The organism is Sphaerisporangium rufum (assembly GCF_016863395.1).
GTDB lineage: Bacteria > Actinomycetota > Actinomycetes > Streptosporangiales > Streptosporangiaceae > Sphaerisporangium > Sphaerisporangium rufum.
The window spans coordinates 1-25,022 of the sequence record NZ_BOOU01000012.1 but is presented as its reverse complement, the minus strand read 5'-3'; the positions used below and the strand labels follow the sequence as shown (position 1 = coordinate 25,022).

The 25,022-nt window shown below is 74.4% G+C and carries 23 protein-coding genes and 1 pseudogene; 15 read left to right on the top strand and 9 right to left on the bottom strand.

Annotated elements, in window-relative coordinates; translation table 11 throughout:
* The first annotated feature begins 186 nt into the window (after positions 1-186).
* A complete protein-coding gene (locus Sru01_RS03795; protein WP_203982428.1) occupies positions 187-768 on the top strand; it encodes a hypothetical protein in 582 nt (193 codons plus the stop codon).
* A 64-nt stretch (positions 769-832) separates the two neighbouring features.
* On the opposite strand, the gene Sru01_RS03790 is transcribed toward Sru01_RS03795, so the two are convergent.
* Together Sru01_RS03790 and Sru01_RS03785 are read right to left on the bottom strand one after the other, a co-directional pair.
* On the bottom strand, positions 833-2,854 hold the full coding sequence (locus tag Sru01_RS03790) for an ABC transporter ATP-binding protein (protein WP_275412136.1): 2,022 nt from the start codon (positions 2,852-2,854) through the stop codon (positions 833-835).
* A complete protein-coding gene (locus Sru01_RS03785; protein ID WP_203982427.1) occupies positions 2,851-4,584 on the bottom strand; it encodes an ABC transporter ATP-binding protein in 1,734 nt (577 codons plus the stop codon). Before Sru01_RS03785 ends, Sru01_RS03790 begins: the two co-directional genes overlap by 4 nt.
* Before the next feature lie 252 nt (positions 4,585-4,836).
* On the opposite strand from Sru01_RS03785, the gene Sru01_RS03780 reads away from it, so the two are divergent.
* From Sru01_RS03780 to Sru01_RS03760, 5 genes are all read left to right on the top strand, one after another.
* Positions 4,837-5,346, top strand: a complete 510-nt coding sequence (locus Sru01_RS03780; RefSeq protein ID WP_203982426.1) for an ArsR/SmtB family transcription factor — start codon at positions 4,837-4,839, stop codon at positions 5,344-5,346.
* 85 nt (positions 5,347-5,431) lie between these two features.
* Positions 5,432-6,226, top strand: coding sequence for a M23 family metallopeptidase (locus tag Sru01_RS03775; protein ID WP_203982425.1), 795 nt, complete (start codon positions 5,432-5,434; stop codon positions 6,224-6,226).
* A 164-nt stretch (positions 6,227-6,390) separates the two neighbouring features.
* Positions 6,391-7,266 carry a DUF1266 domain-containing protein gene (locus Sru01_RS03770; RefSeq protein WP_203982424.1) on the top strand — a complete coding sequence of 292 codons (876 nt, stop codon included), beginning with the start codon at positions 6,391-6,393 and terminating at the stop codon, positions 7,264-7,266.
* The gene (locus Sru01_RS03765) at positions 7,263-8,108 is read left to right on the top strand and encodes a DUF1266 domain-containing protein (protein WP_203982423.1); all 846 of its coding nucleotides are present in this window, start codon (positions 7,263-7,265) and stop codon (positions 8,106-8,108) included. Before Sru01_RS03770 ends, Sru01_RS03765 begins: the two co-directional genes overlap by 4 nt.
* A gap of 122 nt (positions 8,109-8,230) precedes the next feature.
* On the top strand, positions 8,231-9,184 hold the full coding sequence (locus tag Sru01_RS03760) for a DUF5954 family protein (RefSeq protein ID WP_203982422.1): 954 nt from the start codon (positions 8,231-8,233) through the stop codon (positions 9,182-9,184).
* A 190-nt stretch (positions 9,185-9,374) separates the two neighbouring features.
* Here the strand turns inward: Sru01_RS03760 and Sru01_RS03755 are convergent, their stop codons facing one another.
* Entirely contained in the window at positions 9,375-10,628 is a 1,254-nt protein-coding gene (locus tag Sru01_RS03755) for an MFS transporter (protein WP_203982421.1), read from the bottom strand.
* 540 nt (positions 10,629-11,168) lie between these two features.
* On the opposite strand from Sru01_RS03755, the gene Sru01_RS03750 reads away from it, so the two are divergent.
* From Sru01_RS03750 to Sru01_RS03740, 3 genes are all read left to right on the top strand, one after another.
* Positions 11,169-11,762, top strand: coding sequence for a hypothetical protein (locus tag Sru01_RS03750; protein ID WP_203982420.1), 594 nt, complete (start codon positions 11,169-11,171; stop codon positions 11,760-11,762).
* Between the two features lie 406 nt (positions 11,763-12,168).
* Entirely contained in the window at positions 12,169-13,626 is a 1,458-nt protein-coding gene (locus tag Sru01_RS03745) for a PepSY-associated TM helix domain-containing protein (RefSeq protein WP_203982419.1), read from the top strand.
* A gap of 421 nt (positions 13,627-14,047) precedes the next feature.
* Positions 14,048-14,911: a cellulose binding domain-containing protein gene (locus tag Sru01_RS03740; protein ID WP_203982418.1), complete on the top strand. Its 864-nt coding sequence runs from the start codon at positions 14,048-14,050 to the stop codon at positions 14,909-14,911.
* A 159-nt stretch (positions 14,912-15,070) separates the two neighbouring features.
* On the opposite strand, the gene Sru01_RS03735 is transcribed toward Sru01_RS03740, so the two are convergent.
* Both Sru01_RS03735 and Sru01_RS03730 read right to left on the bottom strand, forming a co-directional pair.
* Positions 15,071-15,946, bottom strand: coding sequence for an NmrA family NAD(P)-binding protein (locus tag Sru01_RS03735; RefSeq protein ID WP_203982417.1), 876 nt, complete (start codon positions 15,944-15,946; stop codon positions 15,071-15,073).
* Between the two features lie 32 nt (positions 15,947-15,978).
* A complete protein-coding gene (locus Sru01_RS03730; RefSeq protein ID WP_203982416.1) occupies positions 15,979-16,992 on the bottom strand; it encodes a saccharopine dehydrogenase NADP-binding domain-containing protein in 1,014 nt (337 codons plus the stop codon).
* An 81-nt stretch (positions 16,993-17,073) separates the two neighbouring features.
* Here Sru01_RS03730 and Sru01_RS03725 point away from each other — a divergent pair, with 81 nt between their 5' ends.
* The 4 genes from Sru01_RS03725 (at position 17,074) to Sru01_RS03710 (ending at position 20,445) form a co-directional block, all read left to right on the top strand.
* Positions 17,074-17,706 carry a TetR/AcrR family transcriptional regulator gene (locus tag Sru01_RS03725; RefSeq protein ID WP_203982415.1) on the top strand — a complete coding sequence of 211 codons (633 nt, stop codon included), beginning with the start codon at positions 17,074-17,076 and terminating at the stop codon, positions 17,704-17,706.
* A 130-nt stretch (positions 17,707-17,836) separates the two neighbouring features.
* On the top strand, positions 17,837-19,069 hold the full coding sequence (locus tag Sru01_RS03720) for an ROK family protein (RefSeq protein WP_203982517.1): 1,233 nt from the start codon (positions 17,837-17,839) through the stop codon (positions 19,067-19,069).
* Positions 19,070-19,206: 137 nt separating this feature from the next.
* On the top strand, positions 19,207-19,620 hold the full coding sequence (locus Sru01_RS03715; RefSeq protein WP_203982414.1) for a CoA-binding protein: 414 nt from the start codon (positions 19,207-19,209) through the stop codon (positions 19,618-19,620).
* Positions 19,621-19,737: 117 nt separating this feature from the next.
* Positions 19,738-20,445 carry an RraA family protein gene (locus Sru01_RS03710; protein WP_203982413.1) on the top strand — a complete coding sequence of 236 codons (708 nt, stop codon included), beginning with the start codon at positions 19,738-19,740 and terminating at the stop codon, positions 20,443-20,445.
* A gap of 240 nt (positions 20,446-20,685) precedes the next feature.
* On the opposite strand, the gene Sru01_RS03705 is transcribed toward Sru01_RS03710, so the two are convergent.
* A complete protein-coding gene (locus Sru01_RS03705; protein ID WP_203982412.1) occupies positions 20,686-21,123 on the bottom strand; it encodes a PIN-like domain-containing protein in 438 nt (145 codons plus the stop codon).
* A 6-nt stretch (positions 21,124-21,129) separates the two neighbouring features.
* A complete protein-coding gene (locus tag Sru01_RS03700) occupies positions 21,130-21,735 on the bottom strand; it encodes a DUF433 domain-containing protein (RefSeq protein ID WP_203982411.1) in 606 nt (201 codons plus the stop codon).
* Positions 21,736-22,016: 281 nt separating this feature from the next.
* On the opposite strand from Sru01_RS03700, the gene Sru01_RS03695 reads away from it, so the two are divergent.
* Positions 22,017-22,625, top strand: coding sequence for a GNAT family N-acetyltransferase (locus tag Sru01_RS03695; protein ID WP_203982410.1), 609 nt, complete (start codon positions 22,017-22,019; stop codon positions 22,623-22,625).
* Positions 22,626-22,649: 24 nt separating this feature from the next.
* On the opposite strand, the gene Sru01_RS03690 is transcribed toward Sru01_RS03695, so the two are convergent.
* A complete protein-coding gene (locus Sru01_RS03690) occupies positions 22,650-23,978 on the bottom strand; it encodes an MFS transporter (RefSeq protein WP_203982409.1) in 1,329 nt (442 codons plus the stop codon).
* Positions 23,975-24,583 (bottom strand): ArsR/SmtB family transcription factor, encoded by a 609-nt coding sequence (locus Sru01_RS03685; RefSeq protein ID WP_203982408.1) that lies wholly within the window; start codon positions 24,581-24,583, stop codon positions 23,975-23,977. Before Sru01_RS03685 ends, Sru01_RS03690 begins: the two co-directional genes overlap by 4 nt.
* A 259-nt stretch (positions 24,584-24,842) precedes the next feature.
* Between Sru01_RS03685 and Sru01_RS03680 the strand changes: the two are divergent.
* A pseudogene (locus Sru01_RS03680) lies at positions 24,843-25,022 on the top strand (hypothetical protein); the annotation flags it as partial.

The window sequence follows — 25,022 nt, the reverse complement described above, 5'->3', positions numbered from 1 at the left end:
CCCGAACTGCTGGAACTCGCCCCGATTGTGCGCCCTTTTCCGACTGCGAGCTATCACCGGGACGCCACTTTCGGTGAGCATCGGCGGCCGCGGCCGGCCGGCTGTCGGCTGTGGGAGAAACCGGGCGCGCCGCCCCGGCCGGATCGCGTTGGATGGCGGGCGGGACCACCGCACGGAGAGGTACGCATGGGCGAGCACGATGCCTTCTGGATCGACCACGGCCACGACCGGCAGCTCGCCGCGGACGGCCTCAGCCACTACGCCGAATACGTCCACAAGCACAGCCTCGCGTTCGAGGGGTCCTACGGCGACATCGCGCCGGTCACCTTCGCCTGCGCCGCCTGGCGGCTGGCCGTCACGCCGTCCCCGCCGTACGTCCGCCGGCACCGGCGCATCCTGTCGGCCGCCTGCGACCGCAACCCGTGGGACGGCACGCTGACCGCGCACATCCTGATGGTGTCCCCGCTGCCGGCCGAGCTGACCGCCTCGCGCGAGTGGTGGCGCGACCGCGGCTGGCGCGAGTGGCCGCAGACCTTCGGCCAGTACCTGGAGCCCACCGACCAGGACGTGAGCCGCGCGCCGTTCCTGCGCACCACCCTGCTGATCGACGCGCCGGTGCCGCTGGACGCGCTGCCGCCGGCCCCGGAGGGCCCGTCCGCCGGGCTGGCCGAGTCCGCCCGGCTGGCCGTCACCGTGCTGGTCCGCGAGCTGAACGAGCTGGTGACGCCGATCATCCGCCGGCTGGAGACGGCGCAGACCCCCGGCTGAGCCGCCGGCCCCGGCCACGCCGTGTCGCGCGGCCGGGTGGCCGGGGCCGGATGATCGGACGGGGTCAGCCCTGGGCGGCTTCGCCGTCCGCCGGCACCAGGGCGCCGGCGAACTGCGCCGAGTACAGCCGGTGGTAGGCGCCGCGGGCGGCGAGCAGCTCCTCGTGCGTGCCGTGCTCGACGATGCTGCCCTCCTCCATCACCAGGATGAGGTCGGCGTCGCGGATGGTGGACAGCCGGTGCGCGATGACGAAGCTGGTGCGGTCGGAGCGCAGCGCCGCCATGGCGTGCTGCACCAGCACCTCGGTGCGGGTGTCCACCGAGCTGGTCGCCTCGTCCAGGATGAGCAGCGAGGGGTCGGCGAGGAACGCGCGAGCGATGGTGAGCAGCTGCTTCTCGCCGGCGCTGACGTTGCCGCCCTCGTCGTCGATCACCGTGTCGTAGCCGTCCGGCAGCGTGCGCACGAACCGGTCGACATAGGTCGCCCGGGCCGCGGCCATGATCTGCTCCTCGGTGGCCCGCGGGTCGCCGTAGGCGATGTTGTCGCGGATGGTGCCGCCGAACAGCCAGGTGTCCTGGAGCACCATGCCGGTCTGCGCGCGCAGCTCGTCGCGGCTCATCGCGGTGATGTCCACCCCGTCCAGGGTGATCCGGCCGGCGTCCAGCTCGTAGAACCGCATGATCAGGTTGACCAGGGTGGTCTTCCCGGCGCCGGTGGGGCCAACGATGGCGATGGTGTGGCCGGGCTCGGCGACCAGCGACAGGTCCTCGATGAGCGGCCGGTCCGGCTCGTAGCGGAACGAGACGTGCTCGAACTCCACCCGCCCGCGCCGCGCGGTGGCCGGCACCGGCTCGGCCGGGTCCGGCTCCTGCTCGGCGGCGTCCAGCAGCTCGAAGACCCGCTCGGCCGAGGCCACCCCGGACTGCAGCAGGTTGGCCATCGAGGCGACCTGGCTGAGCGGCTGGGTGAACTGGCGAGAGTACTGGATGAACGCCTGCACGTCGCCCAGCGACATCGAGCCGGTGGCCACCCGCAGGCCGCCGACCACGGCGACCGCCACGTAGTTGAGGTTCCCGACGAACATCATCAGCGGCATGATGATCCCGCTGATGAACTGGGCGCCGAAGCTCGACTTGTACAGCTCCTCGTTGCGCTGCCGGAAGACCTCCTCGACCTCCGGGCCGCGCCCGAACACCTTGACCAGCTCGTGCCCGGTGAACGCCTCCTCGATGTGGCCGTTCAGGGTGCCGGTGTGCGCCCACTGCGCGACGAACAGCTTCTGCGAGCGCTTGGCCACCAGGCCGGTGAGCACCATGGACACCGGCACGGTGACCAGCGCGATCAGCGCGAGCAGCGGCGAGATCACGAACATCATCGCCAGCACGCCGACCACGGTGAGCACCGAGACCAGCAGCTGGCTGAGCGTCTGCTGCATGGTCTGGGCGACGTTGTCGATGTCGTTGGTGACCCGGCTGAGCAGCTCGCCGCGCGGCCGGCCGTCGAAATAGCGCAGCGGCAGCCGGTGCAGCTTGTCCTCCACGTCCGAGCGCAGCCGGTAGACGGTGCGCTGGGTGACGTCGTTGAGCAGGTGGCCCTGCAGCCACATGAACAGCGAGGACACCACGAAGATGACGAGCACCCAGGTCAGCGTGGTGCCGAGCGCGACGAAGTCGATGCCCCGGCCAGGCGTCAGGTCCATCCGGGCGAGCATGTCGGCGAGGTTGCCGTTGCCGGACGCGCGGGCGCCCTGGACCGCCTGCTCGGCGGTGATGCCGGACGGCAGCCCGCGGGACACCACGCCGCTGAAGATCAGGTCGGTGGCGTGGCCGAGGATCTTGGGCCCGATGACCTGCAGTGCCACGCTGGACACCGCGAGCAGGATGACCGCCACCAGCCGGGGCCGTTCCGGGCGCAGCCGGCCGAGCAGCCGGCGGGCGGACGGCCAGAAGTCCATCGACTTCTCGGCGGGCATCCCGGCGCCGCCGAACGGGCCGCGCCCGAACGGGCCGCCGCCGGCCGGCGGGCGGGCCGGTGCGGCGGGCGCGGCGGGCGCCTTGCCCGCCGGCGCGGTGGGACGGTCGCTCATGCCGCACTCTCCGCGGTCAGCTGGGACTCCACGATCTCCACGTAGGTGGGGCAGGTCTCCAGCAGCTGGTGATGGGTGCCGATGCCGGCGATGCGGCCGCCGTCCAGCACGATGATCTGGTCGGCGTCGGCGATGGTGGACACCCGCTGCCCGACGATGACCACGGCGGCCTCGGCGGTGTAGGGGCGCAGCGCGGCGCGCAGCCGGGCGTCGGTGGCCAGGTCGAGCGCGGAGAACGCGTCGTCGAAGAGGTAGATCTCCGGCCGGGCCACCAGGGCCCGGGCGATGGACAGCCGCTGCCGCTGCCCGCCGGAGACGTTGGTGCCGCCCTGGGAGATGGGCGCGGCCAGGCCTTCGGGCATCGCTTCGACGAAGTCGCGGGCCTGCGCCACCTCCAGCGCCTCCCACAGCTCCTCGTCGGTGGCGGCGGGATTGCCGTACCGCAGGTTGCTGGCCACGGTGCCGCTGAACAGGTAGGGCTTCTGCGGCACCAGGCCGATCCTGGTCCATAGCACCTGCGGGTCCAGCTCGCGCACGTCCACGCCGTCCACCGACACGGTGCCTGCGGTCGCGTCGAACAGCCGCGGGATCAGCGACAGCAACGTCGTCTTGCCCGAGCCGGTGCTGCCGATGACCGCGGTGGTCCGCCCGGGCAGGGCCTGGAAGGTGATGCCGGACAGCACGGGCGCCGCCGCGCCGGGATAGCGGAACTCCACCTCGCGCATCTCCACCTCGCCCCGGCGGTGCACCTCGCGGACCGGGCGGCCGGCGGCGCGCACCGAGGAGTCGGTGTCCAGCACCTCCACGATGCGCTCGGCGCACACGGCGGCCCGCGGGATCATGATCGAGATGAAGGTGGCCATCATCATCGCGGTGAGGATCTGCATCAGATAGCTGAGGAAGGCGATCAGCCCGCCGACCTGCATCTCGCCGCCGTCCACCCGGGAGGCGCCGAACCACAGCACCGCGACCATGGAGGCGTTGAAGATCAGCATCACGGTGGGGAAGATGAGCGCGGTGAGCCGCCCGACGCGCAGCGCGGTGTCGGTCAGCGCCTCGTTGGCCGCGGCGAACCGCCGGGTCTCCTCGCGCTCGCGGACGAAGGCCCGGACCACCCGGATGCCGGTGAGCTGCTCGCGCAGCACCTGGTTGACCAGGTCGATGCGCTCCTGCATGAGGCGGAACTGCGGCACCATCCGCCAGACGATCAGGCCGACCGAGATGAGCAGCGCCGGGACGCAGACCAGCATCAGCCACGACAGGCCGACGTCCTCGCGCAGCGCCATGATGATGCCGCCGACCCCCATGATCGGGGCGGCGACCAGCATCGTGCAGGTCATCACGACCAGCATCTGCACCTGCTGCACGTCGTTGGTGCAGCGGGTGATCAGTGACGGCGCGCCCAGGCCGGTGACCTCCCGGGTGGAGAACCCGATCACCCGGTGGAACACCGCGCCGCGCACGTCCCGGCCGAAGCCGGCCGCCACCTTGGCGCCGTAGTAGACGGCGGCGATCGCGCAGGCGATCTGCAGCAGCGACACCGCCAGCATCCACCCGCCGGTACCGAGGATGTAACCGGTGTCGCCGCGGGCGACGCCCCGGTCGATGATGTCGGCGTTCAGGCTGGGCAGGTACAGGGACGCGATGGTGCCGACCAGCTGGAACAGCACGACCAGCGCCAGGGCGGCCGAGTAGGGACGCAGATGGGCGCGGAGCAGCCGGCTCAGCACGGTCCCACCTCGCCGCGACGGGGGAGATTCACTCGGATCACGTTATACGAGGCCGCGGCCGGTATCGCCTGATTTTCCGGCCGCTGAGCTGCTCCGCCGTTCGCTGGGAGAGATAACGGACCCGGTCCCGCCCTTGATCAGGAACCGGCGGGCCGATACCGGGCGCGCGGCAGACCCGATCGACCACCCCGGTCTCGTGGCCATGGCACCTGCCCGATTGACATATCTACGTGATTACGTAATATCGAAAATATGGAATTGGAGGAGCGACTCGCCGAGCTGGAGCGCCGGGTCGCCGAACTGGAGGGCGCCGGGCGCGCCGTCCGCCCGGACGGCGCCCGGGCGGACGGCGACTTCTGGGCGCTGGACGGCCTCACCGCGAAGCTGGCCGCCGACGGCGCCGGCGACGGCGGCGTGCTGTTCACCGGCACGGTTCGCCTGCCGGCCGGCGAGCGCTACGAGTGGCAGCAGGCGCTCGGCACCGACGCGCTGCTGGCCGGCGACTGGCCGGCCGCCGCGGAGTCGTTCGCGGCCCTCGGCCATCCGGTCCGGCTGCGCCTGCTGCGCGAGATCCTCGGCGGCCGGCGTACCGCCGCCGAGCTGACCGAACTCCCCGGCCTGGGCACCACCGGGCAGGTGTACCACCACCTGCGGCAACTCGCCGCGGCCGGCTGGCTGCACACCACCGGCCGCGGCCGGCACGAGGTCCCGCCAGGGCGGGTGGTCCCGCTGCTGGTGGCGCTGCTCGCCTCCCGGCCCTGAGTTCCGCCCCGGAGCGGCCCACCGGAAGGAGGGGAGTCGTCCGAGCACTCCCAGACCAGCCCGATACCGACGATGGAGGTCTCCGATGCACCGCAATGTCACGACGCTGAACCGGTGCTGCTGGGCGGCGTTCTTCGCCCTGGTGGTGGCGAGTTACTACTACGACATCTCCTGGATGTGGGCGTGGATCCCGCTCGGCGCGATGCTCGTCCTGCAGTTCGCCGCCGGCCGGGCGCCCACCGCCGATCAGACCCGGCCCGTCGAGGTCCGCCCGCCGGTCACCGGGCGATGGTCGGCGCTCAACAGCCCGGCCGACAAGGCGCCCAGCCACGGCACGCACGCCTACGGCCAGACGTACGCGATCGACGTCGTCGCCGAGCCGGCCGGCGGGACCCGCCCCCGCTTCGGCTGGTGGCCGATCATGCGCCGCAACCGCGACTTCCCCGCGTTCGGCGCGCCGCTGCACGCCGTCGCCGACGCCACGGTGGTCCGCGCGACCGACCGGCAGCGCGATCACCTGAGCCGCAACTCCTATCCCGCGCTGCTCTACCTGGTGGTGGAGGGCGCCGTCCGCGAGCTGCTGGGCGCACACCGGGTCATCGGCAACCATCTGGTGCTCGACCTCGGAGACGGCACCTTCGCCCTCTACGCCCACCTGCGCCGCGGCTCGCTCAAGGTGCGCGCGGGCGACCGGGTCACCGCCGGGCAGGTGCTGGCCGAGTGCGGCGACTCCGGCAACTCCAGCGAGCCGCACGTCCACTTCCAGCTGATGGACCGGCCGGACCCGGCCGGCGCGACCGGTGTCCCGTTCACCTGGTTCGAGGTGGGCGTCCCGGCGAACGGCGAGACGTTCTCCGTCGCCGGCCCCGCGCCGCGGTGACCGCGGGAGCCGCGGCGGTCCGCCGCCGGCCTCGCCCGGCCGGGAGGTGCCCGCACCGGCCCGGTGGCCTGCGGATTCCGACAAGATCACATTTGCGGATAAGCTTGATCATTTAGGGAGGGGGCCCGATCGCTCCCGCCGGGGATCAATGCTGGAGATGCGCGATGTCCGATCTCATGTTCGCCGTGATCGTGGTACTGATGGTCCTCGCCGTCGGTCTATCCGGGTGGGGGGTGGTCCGAGGCGTCCGCGCCGGCCGGGTCGTTCGTAAACAGTTGCGGATGCACCGGCTGGTCACCTTCCCCGGTGCCCCGATCGTCGGCGAGTTCGCCCAGGCCATGGCGTGCGGTGCGCCCCTCTTGCACGCCAACGGCGAGCCGTGGAACGCGCTGGTTCCGGACCGCGAGCACCCGAGCATCGCCATCGCCGACCTACGCGACATCTGGGGCATCACCGACGCCCGTTCCTGGGGCGAGACCGTCACGAACCTGCTCGACGCGGCGGGCGGCGACCCGGCGGTGAAGGTGGCGCTCGGCATCCGGCAGCGGTGGCTCGCCCAGGCCGGCTTCCCCCCCAACCTGGCGCAGTGGCGGGACGCCCTGCTCCAGACGGGCCGGGAGTGCGGCTTCAGCGAGATCGCCATCACCGAACTGGGCGCGATCGCCGAACGGATCACCCGCTACGAGGCACGGCTGCGCGCCGACGGGGTGCTCCCGCTGGAAGGCCTGGTCCACACCGTGCGCGCCTTCGACTACGGCCGCGTCCCTCCGCTGGCGCTGTGGAACCTGCGCGCCGGTTACTGCGGCGAGCCCGAGGCGCGGACCGCGGTGCTCCAGGCCGGCGCGCTCGCCGCCGCCACCTACCGGTCGTGGGACGAGTACTCCGCCGGCTACATCCTGGGCCGTGTCCTGCAGTTCGACAACGACGAGTTCGGCATGTGGTACGACACCGCGCTGGCCACGCACCGCGTCCTGACCGGCGACCCGGCAAGCCCCTGGCGGACCCTGGCCTGGCAGGCGCGACCGGCCCCGACCCGATGACGCTCGAAACCGTCCTGCCGTGGATTCTCGGCCCCGTGCTGGCCGGCACCGTGCTGCTCTGGGTGTACGGCACCGCCTACCGCATGCTCGGCCGCAGATCACTGAGGCGCCCACCGGCGGAGGAGCCCCGATGGGAGGACGACCCGTCCTACGATCCCGAGCTGGCCGCCGGGCTCGCCGTCGGCGCGCTGCGCGCCACCCGTGCCGGAGAACCGGTCAACGTCCTGCCGCGCCGGTGCTCGCGCCGCCACGCCTGGGCGGAGGCCGAGCGCCTGGTCAAGGCCGAGGATCCCGACATGCCGGTGGAGGACAACCTGCGGGCCGCGCTGTGGGCGGTGCTCGGCGGCACCGCGGAGGTGGTGCGACCGGCGCTGTCGGCGGTGGAGGAGGTGCTACGCCGGCGGGAACTCGCCGGTCCGGACCTGTGGCGGCACGCGCTGGACGAGTCTGCCTCCCCGGCACAGCGGTCGCTGCTGCACCAGGTGGCGGACGCCGTGGAGCGTGCCGAGGCGGAACTGCGCGGCCGGGGCGTCCTCGACCCCGGCGAGCGGGTGCCGAGCGTCCTTGCCGCCCAATGGGCGGACGGCGTCCATCTCGCCCGTACCGGACTGCGGATCGGCATGATGAGCGGCACGGCGGCGGCCACGCACGTCCGGCGGGCCGGCGCCCTCGCCGGCCGCTGGTATCCGTCGTGGCGGGTGCTCCGGGCGGCCGTTCTGCTTCCCGACCTGCTGAGCGTCGACCGGTCCGCCGCGGAGTGGGGCCTGCGGGTCACCACCCGCCTGGCCGCCGCCCGCGAACCTGTCCTGGGCGCGCCGGAAGCGGACGGACATCGGCGCTGACCGCCGGGGCGGTGGCGCCCACACCAGCGGATCGGCCGGCCCGCCCCGACACCCCGGTCGCACACGCTACGAATCCGAACGAACACGTGGCGTATCCGGCGGCGAGCGGTCACCATATGGGCATGACCCCCGGCAGCATGCCCGGCTTCGGCCTGATCAACGTGATCGAGGTGGCCGGCACCGCCCTGGCGGCGCAGGAACGCGAGGCCGCGGAGCGCTCGGTGCGGTACCCGGCGCTGATGGGCGGCGGCCCCGCCCAGTTCTGGCTGGCCGCCTACGACGGGCGGTGGCGCATCGTCCTCGGCGCCGAATCCGACCCGTGGGACGTGCGGGTCGGCTTCGCGTCCCACCTGCGCCGCACCGGCCGGCGCACCCGCGACCCGGCGGTCCGGGCGGAGATGTTCCGGCTGGCCACCCGGCTGGACCCCGGGCTGGACCGGGGCCGGCCGGCGCGCGGCAACGAGTGGGTGGTCGGCGGGCGCCGCTACCGCGTCGTCCGCGGGCACGAGTTCGTCCGCTGGGGCGCCGACGGGCCGGAGCCGGCCCGGGTGACCGACGTCGACCCCGCCGACCGCCACCCCGAGCGGGGGTTCCTGCTCGACCCGGTGGCGCCGACCGCGCCGACCGAGGCCGCGCTGCGGCTGGACCTGGTCAATCTCGTTCCCGAGCCCGGCACGGTGTCCGCGCAGACCTGGCTGGACGCCCGGGCCGCGCTGGAGAGATACCCCGGCATCGTCCTGCTGCCGCTGTGCTACCGGGCCATGGAGCTGCGGGACGGCGACTGGACGCCGGTCGGCCAGGCGTCCGGGCCGGGCCGGGCACGCGAGGCGCTGGCCGGCTACTTCCGGGAGATCCTCCCCCGCTTCCCGCCGCCCGGCTGGACCGCCGACGAGGTCGCCGAGGCGGTGCGCACCGCCGGGTGCCCGCCCGGCCGGATCACCGGTGACCTGGTCGTCGCCGGCCACCTGTTCCGCATCATCCGCGGCGTCCGCATGATCCGGGTCGGCCCGGACGGCCCCGAGCCGTCCCGGGCCTCCGACGAGCCCGACCTGCCCGACTGGTGGCCCGCCGGCTGACCCCCGGACCCGCCCGTCCGCCGGGCGGCCACCGCCCCCGCGGGAACCGCCGGCGGCACCTCGCCGGTGGCGGCATCCCCGCCGGCGCCGGTCTCGGGGGCCCGGACCGGCGGCGGGGCGAGGCAACGGCCGTGACGCGGGGCCTCGGGTCGCCGGCCACCGGCCGGCACGGGCCGCCCGGCGTGCCCGCTCACTCGATCCCGGCCACCTTCGGGGCCGCCACCGGACCGCCCGCGCCGCCGCGGCGCCGGGCGCGGGTGACCGCCAGGTGGACGGCGAGAACCGCGGCGGCGAGCAGCGCGACCAGGGCGCACACGGCCGGCCAGCCGGCCAGGGCGTGGGCCCGGGCGGCCAGCCACGACCCGGCCGCGCCGCCGAGATACGCGCATACCATGTACGCGGTGTTCAGCCGGGCGTGGATCTCCACGGGCAGCGCGTAGATGCGCACCTGGTTGGCGACCATGCCGGACTGCATCGCGACGTCCAGCAGCAGCGTGCCGGCGGCCAGCGCCGCGAGGCCGGCCCAGCCGCCCGCGCCGCCGGCCAGCAGGACGCCGGCCGCGACGATCACCGCGGTCATGGTGACGAGGTTGACCGCGTCCGATCCGCGGCGGTCCACCTGGCGGCCGGCCACTGGCGTGCACAGCATGGTGACCGCGTTGACCAGCGCGAGCAGCCCCAACGCCTGCGCGCCCAGCCGGTAGGGCGGCCCGGTGAGCAACAGCGCCAGCCCGGTCCACGCCGCGGAGAACCCGCCGAAGATCGCCGCCTGGTAGAGGCCGGACCGGCGCAGCTCCGGCTCGGCGCGCAGCAGCCGCAGCGGCTCGATGATCAGTGCCAGGTAACGCCGCCCGGCCGCCACCACCCGCGGGCGCGGCGGTTCCGGTTCCGGCCGGTCCCCGGACGCCCGCCGGTGCGCGGGCAGCGCGCGGTGCAGCAGCGCGGCCAGCGCCAGGGTGAGCAGCGCCGCCACCAGGTACGGGACCCGCCAGCCGAGCCGCTCGCCGAGCGCCCCGCCGGCGGTGCGAGACAGCAGCATGCCGCCGAGCGAGCCGCTGAGCAGCGTCCCGCTGACCACGCCCCGCCGTCCCGCCGGCACCAGGCCGGCCGCCATCGGCCCGGCGATCGGCGCGACCACGGTGGTGACGCCGATGGCCGCGCTCGCCGCGACCAGCGTTCCCAGCCCGGGCGCGGCGGCCGCCGCGGCCAGGCCCAGGCCGGTCAGCACCAGCAGGGTGACGATCAGCCGGCGGTGCGGGACCCGGTCGCCGAGCGGCACCAGCAGGAAGATCCCGGCGGCGTACCCGGCCTGCACCGCGGTCACCACCAGCGCGGCCGTACCGGGCGGGACGCCGAACCCGGCGGCCACCGGCGCGATGCCGGCCTGCGGGAAGTACACGTTGCCGACCGCGACCCCGCAGGTCACCGCCAGCAGGAACAGCATCCGCCGGCTCACTCCCCCACCGGCCCCGCCCCGCCGCTCACCCGATCATCCAGTCCCGTTTCACACAGTTTGTTGCGAATCACGGAGGCCACCCCATCACGGTGGGCGCCGCCGGGAAAACCGTTTTACCGGTTATCTGCCCGCCGACCCGAGCGGACGACCGCGAGACCCGGGCCGGCCGTCGCATCCGCCGGCCGGGAGAGCGGCCACCCGGAACCACCGCACGCGTCGCCGGGGACTCCTGCCGGAACCGACGCCCGCGTCGGGCCCCGGTGCACCGGTCGCGCGGCCGCGACCGGTCCGCGACGGGTGCACCGGCGTGGATCTTTCATTCGGTTTCTCCGTCCAGCGCCGAGCATCCGGAGATGATCGCCGGCGCGCGGATCGAACCGGCGGCACGGCCCGCGCGTATCTCCGCTCGTGGAAGGCCATCCGGCCGCGGCGCCAAGACCGGTCACCGAAAAACGCGGTGACCGGGCCCGGCGTGCGCGCCGCCGGCGAGGGCTTGCCGTCCCCGATGGTTCTGCCACGATCGGGCCTGTGCAGCCGACCATCCGGCATCCGGCGATCCGCGCCCTGCGGGCGGCCGTGTTCGCCATGGTGTGCGGGACGGTGTCCCTGGGCGGGCACGTGCTCGCCGGCGGCGCCTCGGTACGGCCGCAGGTCGCCGTGGCCGCCATCGCCGCCACCGGCCTGCTGGGGCTGGCGCTCGGCGGGCGCCGGCGCGGGCCCGGCACGCTGCTCGCGGCCTGCTTCGCCGCCCAGTACGGCATGCACCAGCTCTTCGGCGCCGGCGCGGCGCCGCCCGACGGCCCGCATCCGGCCGGGCACCACGGCGGGCATGCCACCGGCGACCTGCCCGCCGCCCTGGTGATGCTCCTGGTGCACGTGCTGGTGGCCCTGCTGTCGGCCTGGTGGCTGGCCCGCGGCGATACCGCGCTGGCCACGCTGCTGCTCACCCTCGCCTGCTCGCTGCCGCCGCTGCGGCGGACGCTGGCCCTGCTCCAGGCGGCCGGACCGGCCGCACCGTGCCGGCCCGCGCCGCGCCGCGCGGCCGGCGGCCCCGCCGCCACCGGACGGCCGGCGGCGTCCCCGCTCTCCCGCCGCGGCCCGCCGGCCCTCGCCCGCGCCTGAGCGCCAGGCCCGTACGGGGTCACCGGGCGGCCGGTCCGTCCCGGCCCCGGTACGGCCTCGTCCCCGGCGCCGCGGGCGGCCGGCCCAGCACGCGGCCCCGCGCCGTCGCGCCGAGCCCAGCCGACCCCGCGCGTCCTCGCGCCGTCGCGCCGAGCCCGGCCGACCCCACGCGTCCTGGCGCCGTCCCGCCGAGCCCGGCCGGCCTCCCGCGTCCCCGCGCGGTGGTGCCGAGGCCTGGTCCGCCCACGCGCCCGTCACCGGCGCGCCGCTCCGCCGCCCCCGCGGCGGTGGAGCCGCCCGGCCGGCCGGTCATGCCCGCCACCGGCGCCTGACCGGCCCCCTCTCGCCTTCGCACGCCCCGCGTGCCGCACGCGTCACCCGCGTGCCTTCGAAACGGAGTACCCCCATGACGTCCGTCGCCGTCCACCCGGACACCGAACCGGCCACGCCGTCCCCGCGCGGCACCTCCCGCCGGTACCGCGCCGTGTGGCGCTGGCATTTCTACGCCGGCCTGATCGTCGCCCCCGTCCTGCTCGTCCTGGCGATCACCGGCTCGATCTACCTGTTCAAAGAGCCGTTCGAGGAGTGGCGCTACCAGGACGTCCGCACGCTCGCCGCCCCCGTCGCCGGTGCGATCCCGCTGTCGGACCAGATCGACGCCGCCCGGCGGGCCCGGCCCGGCACCGACGTGATGTCGGTCATCCCGCCGGCCGCGCCCGACCGCTCCACCCGGGTGATCATGTCCGGGACGGAGACGGGGCCGTTCGCGCAGGGCGTCTCGGTCTACGTCGACCCGGGCACCGGCCGGGTCCTCGGGCAGATCGACGACTCGGCCACCTTCATGCGGGTGGTCCGCACCGTGCACGGCGAGCTGCTGGCCGGCACCGCCGGCGACCGGATCGTGGAGACCGCCGCCTGCTGGGCCCTCATTCTGGCCGCCACCGGCACCTACCTGTGGTGGCGCGGCCCGGCCCGCCGGCGCGCCCCGCGGACCGGGCGGGCGCGGCTGCGCCGGGTGCACGCCCTCACCGGGGCCGGCGCCGGCGTGGTGATCGTCTTCCTGATCCTGTCCGGGCTGCCCTGGTCGGGGTTCTGGGGTGACGGACTGCAGCGCGTACAGGAGAAGACCGGCTCCACCTCACCCAGCGCGGACTCCTTCCCGAACACCTCGACTCCGCCCGCGCTGTCGGGGGACCTGTCGCAGCACCCGGACGCCAAGGTGCCGTGGTCGGCCGAGCGGCTCCCCGTCCCGCCGTCCGGCACCGACCCGGCCGGCGGGCACGCCGGGCACACCGCGACCGGCGGGGTGCTGCAGCAGGGGGCGATCACCGTCGAGCAGGCCCTGGCGGCGGCCCGGCCGGTGCTGCGCGGCTGCCGGCCCGGCGACTGCGACCTCAAGGTGCTGCTGCCCGGCGGGCGCGAGGGCGTCTACACCGTCGTCGCCGAACCGCGCCGCGACCCGGCGGGGTCGCGGACCGTGCACGTCGACCAGTACAACGGCCGGGTGCTGGTGTCGTACGGCTGGCCGGAGTACGGCGTGCTGGCCAAGACGGTGGAGCAGGGCATCGCGATCCACGAGGGCCGGCGCTTCGGCCCGGCCAACCTGGTGGTCATGCTCGGCGCCTGCCTGGCGCTGGTCACGCTGACCGTCACCGGGGTGTGGATGTGGTGGAAACGCCGCCCGGCCGGCCGGGTCGGCGCCCCGGCCCGCGCGGCCGACCGGCGGACCACCTTCGGCGTGCTGGCCATCATGGCCGTCCTCGGCCTGCTGTTCCCGCTGGCCGGGCTGACCATGCTGGTCGCGCTGGCGGCGGACGGCCTGCTGCTGCGCCGCGTCCCCCGGCTCCGCCGCGCCTTCGGCTGACCGCCCCGGGCCGGCCCGTCCCCGGCCGCCGCGTGCCCGGCACCGGGCACGCGGCGCGCGACGGCGAACGCGCGTCCCCCGGCGGCCCGGCGTCCGGCCTGCCCGCCTCGGTGCCCGCGGGCGGGCTCCGGCCGCCCGGCCGGCGGGGACGGATGTGATCCGCCGGACATGTTTGCGGATGGCCGAAATCCGCCCGCGGCCACCCCCGCGGTCCGGCGCGACGGTGCCGGTCCAGGCCGCGGCGGGCGTCCCGGCGGATGAAACGTTCATACCCTGACGGGGTGTAGCACCGGCAGCACCGGCCACCACCTGCCCGTCCTCGCCGGTCGCGTCCGCGAGTCCCGCTCCCCGTTGACCGGCGGCCGTTCCATTCCCATTCTCGGACCGCACGGCATCCGCACCGGATACAAGGGGGAAATCCATGACAGGACGCTGGGCCGTATCGTGGGCCGTCGCCATAACGGTCGCCACGGGATTCCTGATCCCGGCGGTGGCGAGCGCCTCCGCCGGCGAGGCAGCCGCGTCGGCGCAGGGGACGGCGTCACCGACGGTGTTCCCGTCCGGGGGCACGCCAGGGCCGGGGCTGCCCTGGCCGTGCTACGACCCGCAGACCCCGCCGCCGAGCAGCCCGCCGCTGACGCCGCCGCCCGCGCCGGGCTCGCCGCAGGCGTCGGTGAGGGTGTTGAACCAGGTGCAGATGACCTGGAGCGCCTCGGTCGACCCCGACGGGATCGCCTGTTACAAGGTCTACGAGGACTACGGCAGCACCCAGCAGAAGCTGGCCACCGTCGCCGGTGACGCGCTGGGGGCGACCTTCCTGGTGAACTGGCCGTCCTCGGGCGTGGCGTCGCGTGTCGCCAATCTGTACGTGGTCGCCGTCGACGTGTGGGGCGCCGAGAGCCCGCGGTCCGCGACGGTGCAGGTCACCATCCACAACGACCAGGTCCCCTGGACGCCCACGCCGGTGCCCGGTAACTGCAAGGTGACCTACAACTCCTACAGTTGGCACAGCGGCATGACCTCGACGCTGGAGGTCACCAACACCGGCAGCACGACGATCTCCGGCTGGCGGCTCACCTTTACCTTCCCCGACCCGGGGCAGCGGGTGATCAGCGGGTGGTCGGCGGTCTGGTCGCAGACCGGCTCGGCGGTGACCGCGGCGGCGCCGGCCTGGAACCAGGATCTCAAGCCCGGCAAGAGCATCCTCATCGGCTTCAACGGCGCCCACACCGGCGCCAACCCCTCCCCGGCGGCCTGGCAGCTCAACGGCGCCACCTGCCGGTGACCTCGACCTGGCCGGCGCGCGCGTCCCGCCCGCGCCGGCCAGGCGGTCAGCCGCCCGCCGGATGTGACGAACCTCACCAGGCCGAAGGCCGGAGATCCGGGACCGCCCGGCGGGCCGCCCATCGGCCGTCCGCCTTCGCCGCGCGTCCGGCCGGCCCGGTCAGCTGAACGGGCCCTCCTCGGTGGCGAACTCGCGCAGGGTCATCGGCGCGCGGCCGCCGAAGCGGCGGATCGACTCGGTGACCTCGTAAAGCTCGTGGTGCGCCCCGATCTGGCGGAACAGCTCCCACAGGGCGGACAGGTGCTCGACCGCCACCGCGTCCTCGTACAGCGCCATGGCCTTGCGCCGCCACTCCTCCGGATCCTGCTCCACGTACACCAGGCCGGTACCGAAGGTCCGCACCGCGGCGCCGATGCTCATGACCTCGCCGGTGATCCGGCAGATCGGGTCGGGCTCGCCGGCGGGCGCGCTGAGCAGCCCGGCCGCCACCCGCGCCACATCGGCCGCCGCGACCAGCGGCAGCACCGTGTCCGGCGGGCCGAGCGGCAGCGCCAGCTCGCGCCCGCCCGCCGCGCGCACCAGGACGGCCAGGTTCTCGAAGAACACCCCGGCCCGCAGGTGCACCGCGCCGACGCCGGCCCGGTCGAACAGCTCCTCGGCCACCCAGTGCCGGCGCATGTGCGGCGTGCCGGCGTAGGGGTCGGCGGCGAGCTGCGAGACCTCGACCACCCGGTCCAGCCCTTCCCGGCGGGCGGCGGCGGCGAACACGGCCGCCGCCTCCAGCATGCCGTCACTCACCGGGTAGGTGAAGAACGCGCGGCGAACCCCGCGCAGAGCCGGCATGACCGAGGTGATCTCGCGCAGGTCGCCGAGCACGACCTGCGCACCCCACTCGCGCAGCCGGGCGGCCCGGGCGTCGTCCTGGCGGACCAGGGCGCGCACCGCCCGACCGCGTTCCAGCAGCAGCCGGGCGACGCGCATGCCGGTCGACCCCTGCCGCCCGCCGGCCGCGCCGGTGACCAGTATCGGCTCCATCGTGTCTCCTCCATGGGGCTTTGACATGCGTCTCACAGCTGCAGGGTGAACGCGCCGAGGCGTTCGAGGTCGCGCAGGAACGGCTCGGCGGGGAAGACCTCGGCCGGGGCCAGCACGCCGCTCTTGGCGGGCGGGTCGCCTTCGGCCAGCCGCACCGCGCCCTCCACCGAGGCCAGCGCGGCGGCCCGCCACAGGTCGCGCCCGCTGAGCTGCCCGGACCGGCCGCCATGCTCGGCGATGACCTGGACGGCCACGGTGAAGTCGGTGCCCGCCCGGGTGGCGGCGGTGGCGTGCACGCCGTCGAACACGCCTTCCTCCTCGAAGGTGCGCGCGGTGAGCATCGCCTCCACCTCGCGGGCCGGGACGTGCCGCGGGACGGTCAGCGCCTCGGGGAACGGCACCGGCGCGATCATCGCCCGCGGGCCGATCGGCGGCGGGAAGGCGAACACGGCGTTGCGCGGCTCGACCCAGCCGACCTGCTGGGCGCCGCCGGTGAAGCCGATCCGCCGGGTGTCGGCGAACAGCTGCCGGGCGGTCTCCAGGGCGCCGGCCGTCAGCCGCCAGCCGGCCACCGCGTAGGCGGCGGTCACCCGGTCGATCCCGGCCACGCCGCGCGCCACGGCGGCGGCCAGCAGGTCACCGAGGCCGCCGTAGAAGCTGAGCGACGGGATCATGGTGGCGCCCGACCGCTGCGCCGGGGCCTGCAGGGTGTCGAACAGCCACTTCACGTGGTGCGGCTCGACGGCGTGGTCGATGTAGTGGCAGCCGGCCTCGGCGGCGGCGGTCGCCACCGGCGCGCCGGTCGCCGAGTACGGGCCCGCGCAGTTCACCAGCACCGCCGCGATCCCGGCCAGCGCGCGCAGCGCCGCCGGATCGTCCAGCGGCGCGTGGCAGGCGCTGGCGCCGAACTCGGCGGCCATCGCGTCCAGGGCGGCGGCGTCTCGCCCGGCCAGCACCATGGCGTGCCCGCGGGCGTGCAGCTCGGCGGCCACCAGCCGGCCGGTATGTCCGGTGGCGCCATAGATTGCGATGGGAGGTGGGGTCATGACGGCTCACTTCCATACCGAGAGTATGTAACCGAGGATCGAACATATGTTCGGCATGATCGAACTGTCAAGGGGAGTGCCATGCCGCGCCGCACCCAGACCGAGCGAACCGACCGGACGACGGCCGCCCTGGTCGCCGCGGCGCGGGAGCTGTTCGGGCGGGACGGCTACGCCGCCACCGGGATCGACGCGGTGGCCGCCGCCGGCGGCGTCACCAAGGGCGCCGCCTACCACCACTTCCAGAACAAGGCGGCGCTGTTCCGCGCGGTGTTCGTCCACGAACAGCGGCGGATCTCGGCCCGGCTGGAGCAGGCCGCCGCCGCCGAACCCGACTCGTGGTCGGCCCTGCTGCGCGGCTGCCTCACCTTCCTGGAGCACTGCCTGGACCCCACGTTCCGGCAGGTCGTGCTGCTGGACGGCCCGGCCGTCCTCGGCTGGGAGACGGTCCGCGAGATCGAGCGCGAGCACACGCTGCGCGTCCTCACCGCGGGCATCGGGGCGGCGATCGCGGACGGGCGGATGGCCGGCGGCGACCCGCTCGTCCGCGCCCAGCTCATGTTCGGCGCGCTGTGCGAGGCCGGCATGCTGCTCGCCCGGGCCGGCGACCCGGCCGGCGCCCTCCCGGCGGTGGCGGCCGAGGCGGCGCGCCTGCTCGGGTCGGTGGCCGCCGAGCCGCCCGAGAACCGGCCAGGTGGTCCCCCCGGCTCAGGTTGATCGGCAGACGGCCGTCGTTGATATATCGTCCGTTGGAGGGACCGTGCGCCGTTCGCGGTGCCACGGCCGGCCCGGCGCCACCGTCGCCGCGCGTGAATGACAACCCCGAGTCGTCAGGATCCCCATGATGATGAGAGCCGGCCGATCCCAGGAGGAGATTCGCCGGTCCAATCTGAGCGCCCTGCTCCGGCAGGTGCACCTGGGCGGCCCGGCCTCCCGCGCCGCCCTCGCCGACCGGCTGGGGCTGAACCGCAGCACCATCAAGGGGCTGACCGCCGACCTCACCGCGGCCGGCCTGGTCCGCGAGGAGCTTCCCACCGACACCGGCAAGGCGGGGCGGCCGTCCCTGGTGGTCCGGCCGGAGTCCGAGCGGGTGTACGTGCTGGCCTTCGACGTCCGGGTGGACCGGCTGATCGCCGCCCGGGTCGGGCTGGGCGGGCGGATCCTGGACCGCCGGGAGGCGGCCCGGCGGCGCGCCGGTGCCGACGTCCACGAGGTGGTCGGGGTGCTCGCCGGGTTCGCCCGCCGGCTGCACCGCGAAGCGGGTGCCGGATCACAGTGCGCGGGAGCCGGCGCCGCGTACTGCGGCATGATCCGGCGGGACGACGGGATGGTGCGTTTCGGGCCGAACATGGGCTGGGTTGACCAGGCCTTCGGCACCGAACTCGCCTTCCGCCTGGGCCTCGGCCTGCCGGTCGCGGTCGGCAACGAGGCCCATCTGGGCGCGCTGGCCGAACACCAGCGCGGCGCGGGCGTGGGCTTCCAGAACCTGGTCTACCTGCACGGGGACGTCGGCGTGGGCGGCGGGATCATCGTCGGCGGCAAGCTGCTGGACGGTGACGGCGGGTACGGCTGCGAACTCGGGCACATGATGGTCAACCCCTACGACGGGCGCCCCTGCGGGTGCGGCTCGCGCGGCTGCCTGGAGGCGGAGGTCGGCGAGCAGGCCCTCATCGACGCCGCCGGCCGGACCGCCGAGCTGTCCGGCCGGGACGGGGTGCGGGCGGTGGTCCGGGCCGCCGGCCGCGGTGACGTCGCCGCGCGGGAGGCGGTGCGGCGGATCGGCGACTGGCTCGGCATCGGAGTGGCCAACCTGATCAACCTCTTCAACCCCGGCCTGGTGATCTTCGGTGGCATGCTGCGCGAGGTCTACCCCCGCGCCGCGGCGCAGGTGCACGCCCGGGTGGCCGCCAACGTCCTGGCGATCTCCCGGGAACGGGTACGGCTGCGCACCTCGGCTCTCGGCGACGACGCCACCCTGGTCGGCGCCGCCGAACTCGCCTTCGCCGGCCTGCTGGCCGACCCCCTCGACGCCCTCGCCCGGCTGACCCCGGCCGGCCGGCGCGACCCGGTGAGCCCGTGACACCCTCCCCGGCCGGAGTCGACACCCGGAACACCGGGGTCGACGCGAGGAGCCGGCACCGCCCCAGGCCCGGAACCGATGCCAGGGTCTGCGGCCCGGCCGGGAAGCTCCGCGGCACCGAGCGCGTTGGGCAGGACGTGGACGATCGTTTCGCCGACCCGCGGGTCATCAGCCGGCTGCTCGACGAGTCGAAGACCTGGGCCTTCGTCGGCCTACGGGACGACCCCTCGCGCACCGCGTACGACCAGGCCCGGCTGCTGCAGTTGCGCGGCCGGCGGATCATCCCGGTGCACCCGGCCGCCGAGACCGTGCTGGGCGAGCTGGGATACGCCTCCCTGGCCGACGTGCCGGACCGGATGGACGTCGTCGGGGTGTACCGGCGGTCGGAGTTCGCCGGCCAGGTGGTGGACGAGGCCATCGCCGCCGGCGCGGGCGCGGTATGGCTGCCGCTCGGCGTGGTCGACCCGGCCGCCGCCGAGCGGGCCGCGGCGGCCGGCCTCGCCGTCGTCATGGACCGCTGCCCCGCCGTCGAATGGGCCCTGCGCCGCTGACCCGCCACCGGCAGGCCCGGCACCGCCGACCCTCCACCAATCCGCCCAGCACCGCCGCCCCGTGACCGGCACGCCGGCGCCGCCGACCCTTGAACTACACGACCAGTAGGAGAGCCCATGGACCACCACGCGTTGCGGCAGCGGTTCGCGGCCCTGACCACCGCGCACCTGGCGGACGCCTGCGTCCGGGCGAAGGTCCCGGTGCGATGTGCTCCCCCGGCCCTGCGGGCCGCGGTGCCGGGCGGCCGGGTGGCCGGACGGGTGCTCCCCGCCCGGCACGTCGGCAGCGTGGACGTGTTCCTGGAGGCGTTCGAGGGAGCCGAAGCCGGCGACGTGCTGGTGGTCGACAACGGCGGGCGGCTCGACGAGGCCTGCGTCGGCGACCTGGCGGCCCTGGAGGCCGGGGCCGCCGGAGTGTCGGGCATCGTGATCTGGGGCCTGCACCGCGACACGGCCGACATCCGGCGGATCGGGCTGCCCGTCTTCAGCCTCGGATCCCTGCCGGCCGGCCCGCAGCGCCTGGACGACCGGCCGGCGGACGCACTGGCGTCGGCCACCGTGGGCGAATGGACGGTCAGCGGCGACGACGTCGTGCTGGGCGACGACGACGGCGTCATCTTCGTCCCGGCCGCCGGCCTGGCCGACCTGCTCGCGCTCGCGGAGAACATCCGCGACACCGAGCGGCGCCAGGCCGAGCGGATCCTGGCCGGCGTCTCGCTGCGCGAACAGGTGGACTTCGCCGCCTATCTCGCCCGGCGCCGCGAGAACCCCGCACTGACCTTCCGCGAGCACCTGCGCTCCGTCGGCGGTGCCATCGAGGAGTGACCGTCCTTCTCTTCCGGCATCCGCCGGCCCATGGCCCACCGCCGCCGCGTACCCGTCTACTCGGGCGCGCCCTGCCGGGAGTCCTCCGCCACCGGCACGTGGCCGATCCCGTTGCCCAGGGCGAGGTCGGCCGCCCGAGCGGTCAGCTGTGCAGCAGGGAGCCGGCCGGGCCGAGGAGCTGACGCGGCGCCCGGCCGTGGCCGGCACCGGCGTGGGCGACGACCGCGCCTGATCCGCCGCTTACGAGGTCAAGGCGATTTCTCTGATGCCCGAACGGGTCACCGCGTAGATGTACGGCCCCGGCCTGGTCGCCGCCTTCTCGATGTGACGCCATTGGGTCACGATGACCTCGAGCATCCCCCACGCGTCGAGACTCTCGTCCGAAGTGATCGCGAACATCCTGGCGCGAGCCGCCAGGACAGCGTTCTTCTCCGCCGTCCGCATCGAGATGTGCTTGTCGCGGGTGATGATCGCCAGCCCGGCTCCGGCGACTCGCGGGATCCAGACGTCGTCCGGGGTGGCCGTGTCCTGGACCAGACAGGGCGCCAGAGTCCACGACTTGTGGTGGCGTTGCCCGTCATCACCGCAGAACGTCACGTCCCGTCGAGCACGTATCAGAACGTGGGCTAAACCTAGAGCGTCCGCGTCGATGTACCAGCGCGCCGTGACGTGCTTCATGGGACGTCAGGCGGCATCCGGCTGCCATTCCCAGGCGAGCGCCGCCTTGACCGCCGAGATCGGGAGCTGGAAATCTTCGGCGATCTCCTCCACCGGGACCTGCGCATCGGCGAGCTCGGCAAGGATCTCGGTACGAACTCCCTGCACGGTGGCGGCTCCAGACGAGAGCAGCGGATCGATCACCACCGGCGAGTTCCGCCCCAGCGGGTGGATTCGCCGAGCCTCCCGATCGGCCGTCTCGCTGAAGTCGATCTGGTCCAGGAAGTCGAGGACGCGGTTGTCCAGCACGAGTTGGCCGTCACCGACCTGGTACACCATCCGGAGTCCGGCTGGGATATCGAGCCGATCCTGAATCTCCAGCAGGAACCGGTGCCGGCTGTCGACGAACGGCGTGAAGTGCGCCAATGGATACGGTACGCCGAACTCCCGGCGCAGGCCGGCGATCAGTGGCCGCAATCGTTGCATCGACACATTGCGCCCGCGATACGCGCGCAGGTAGCGGGCCTCGACCATCTCACCCCAGGTCACATCGTGACTGCCGGTCGGCTCCTCCCGGAGCACCGGCGGATGGAAACGGCCCTGCCGCTCCTCGCCTTCCAACCAGTGGATCAAGGTGGTCGGCGGTATGCGAAGCTGACGAGCCGCAGCACGCGCACTCATGACCCGCCGATCAAGAACCCGGAGCCCGCCCATCACCTGTCCCGCCCTTTCCACGAGTCGCGAAGATCCCTGGCCGCGGCCCGCCTTCTGGATCTGCCCTGGGTGCCGGACGTCGATACTCCAATCGCTACGCCCTTCACCGACGAAACCCGATCGTAGCAGCCCGACTACATTGGGCGACCATGATGCTGGTGCGGTAGGTAATGTCAGGGGGGTGTGCTTGGGTGCTGCCTATGCCGGGGAGCGAAGTGTCGGTGGTGCCCGCCAACGAGGCGAGCTGGGACGACCTGCAGGCGGTGTTCGGGCGGGGCGCCGCGGCCAGGTGCCAGTGCCGGCGGATCAAGCTGGGCGACCGCGACTGGTACGCCATGCCGGTCGAGGAGCGGGCGCATCGGCTGCGCGCGGAGACCGACTGCGGCAACCCGGAGGCGGACGGCACGACCGGCATGGTCGCCTACCTGGACGGGGTGCCGGTCGGCTGGGTCGCCGTCGAGCCGCGGGCCGGCTACCGGCGGCTGCGCGGGTCGCCGGTGCCGTGGGCCGGCCGGGCCGAGGATCCTGACGACCCGGACGTGTGGGCGATCGTCTGCTTCGCGATCCGCCCCGGTTACCGGGGACAGGGCCTCACCCGGCCGCTCGCCGAGGCGGCCGTCGAGTACGCGCGAGCGCGCGGCGCCAAGGCCGTCGAGGGATACCCGATGATCCCCCACCCCGGGCAGACCGTGTCCTGGGGCGAGATGAACGTCGGCTCCCGGAACACGTTCGTGGCGGCCGGGTTCCACCAGGTCAGCCACCCGACCACCCGTCGCGTCGTGATGCGGATCGACCTGGATCAGCGCTAGCGCCGTCCCGGGGAACCCTGCCGATCAGGGATGCGCGTGCCGCTCGTCACCGGTCACGTCCCTGCCGGGGATCGCGGCGAATGCCGGGTCGTCGGGGGTCAGGGAGCGGATGCGCGGGATCGGGGAGGGCAGCAGCCAGAGCAGCGACAGGGCTCCGCCGACCGCGCCGACCAGCAGGGTCACCCGCAGGCCGGCGAAGGTGGCGAGCAGGCCGCCGATGACGGCGCCGACCGGGCGGACGCCGTAGTTGAGCGTGCCGAACGCACCGGCCACCCGGCTGCGCATGCCGTCGGGGATCACGGCCGCCTGCAGGGAGTTGAGGTTGACGTCGAACAGCATGACACCGACGCCGGACAGGAACTCGGCCAGGGCCAGGGCTCCGGCGCGGGTCCACACCGGGCCGTCGGCGGTGGCGGCGGCGATGACGGCGATCGGCGCGGGGTACATCACGGCGCCCACGACGATGCTGCGGCCCACGCCGATCCGTCGCGAGACCCTCGGGGCGAGCACCGCGCCGAGGAGCGAGCCGGTGGCGCCGATGCCGAACGCCAGGCCGATGACGCCCGCGTCCAGGCCGAGATTCCGGCTGGCGAACAGCACGATCAGCCCGCTGCCCGCGACGAAGGTGAAGAAGTTGACGGTCGCCGCGCACCCGAGGCCCGCCCGCAGCACCGGGTGGCGGATCACGAACACCAGCCCTTCCCGGGCGCGCCGCAGCAGCGTGGCCGCCGCCGGGTCGTGGGCGGCCGGGGTCTCGTCGACCGATACCCGGCCGACCAGCACGGCGGACGCCAGGAACGTCAGCGCGTCCACGACGAGGGCGACGGGCGCGGTGACCAGCTGGACCAGGGCCCCGCCGATCGCCGGGCCGGCGACGTAGGACACCGAGCGGCTGGCGCTGAGCTTGCTGTTCGCGTCGACGTAGGACGACCGGGGCACCAGGCGGGTGAAGAACGGCGGATAGGCGGTGTTGAACAGCACCCCGGCGGCACCGGTCAGCAGCGCCACGGCGTACAGCTGGCCCAGCGTCACCGCCCCCATCACGTAGGCGACCGGGACGGAGAGCAGGACCGCGGCGCGCACCAGGTCGGCCAGCACCATCAGGGCCCGCTTGCGGGCGCGGCGGTCGACCCAGGCGCCGAGCACGATCGCGAGCAGGTTGGGGGTCCAGATCAGCGCGGTCAGCCACGCCACCTGGTCGGCCGAGGCGTGCAGCGTGGCCACGGCGATCAGCGGCAGGGCCAGTTCGGTGATCCGGTCGCCGAACTGCGAGATCGACTGGCCGGCCCAGAACCGGCGGAACCGCCGGTCGCGCCACAGCGAAACGGTCGGGGTCTGGTCGGCGGTCTTCATGACGTCCCTCCGGTCCGGTCCTCGGCGGCCTCCGGCAGGGTGTAGCGCAGCAGCCGGACGCTGCGGCCGTCGCCTGGACGCTCGGCCGGGTCGCGCGTCACGTACGGCGCGAGGATGCTCTCGATCGCGTCCTCGATGGCGGCGAGTTCCTCGGCGGAGACGACGACGCGGGTGTCGGCCAGTCCCGCGAGGCGCCGCCACGCCGGTTCGAGCCCGGGCTCGACCTCGGCGGCCCACCGGCCGGGCAGGTCCTGGGACCGCAGGAACATCTCCCGGGTCAGCACGCTCGCCGCCGACCAGCCCTCCCCGTCGTCGGGGTCCTCGGGTGCCTGGAACCGGAAGCCGCGCGCCACCGCCTCCCACCACCGCTGGCGGCGGTCCGGGCCGGGCTCGGCGTCGCGGACCAGCCCGAAGGCGGCCAGGTGCCGGAGATGCCAGCTGGTCACCGACGGGGTCGCGCCCACGTCGGGGGCGAGCTGGGTCGCCGTCGCCGGGCCGTGCCGCTGCAGGCGTTCGAGGATCGCCAGCCGCACCGGGTGCGCCAGCGCGCGCATGGTCTGGGGGTCGGTGATCTCGAAGTCACCCATCCGGTTTCGCTGCTCCATGACGTGAGAGTCTTCTCTCATATATCGTGAGAGTCAAGTCTCACATCTCGAACGCCAGGTGAGACCGGATGCCGGCGGCCCCCCGGTCTGCGGCGACGGCCGCGGTCCACCGGTCCGCCACCGGGCGTGAAAACGATCAGAGAGCGGCGGCCGGCGGCGGGCGGCACCGCCGTATCCGGCCCGACGATCACCTCTCGGCGTTCCGCCGGCCCGCCGGCTGCTCTTTCCTGCTGCCACACCGACAGCGAAGGAGCGTCCCATGCGGCCCACCGGCGGCGTCCCTCAACAGCCCGGCGACCTCTCCCCCGAGACCTCGCCCGCCTCCCGACGACTGCCGGCCGGCGCTCCCGGCCGGACGCCGGCCGAGCCCCCGCCACCCGGCTCGCCAGGATCGGACGAGCGTTCCGGCCCGGAGCGGGCGCACCAGGCCCCGGCGCCC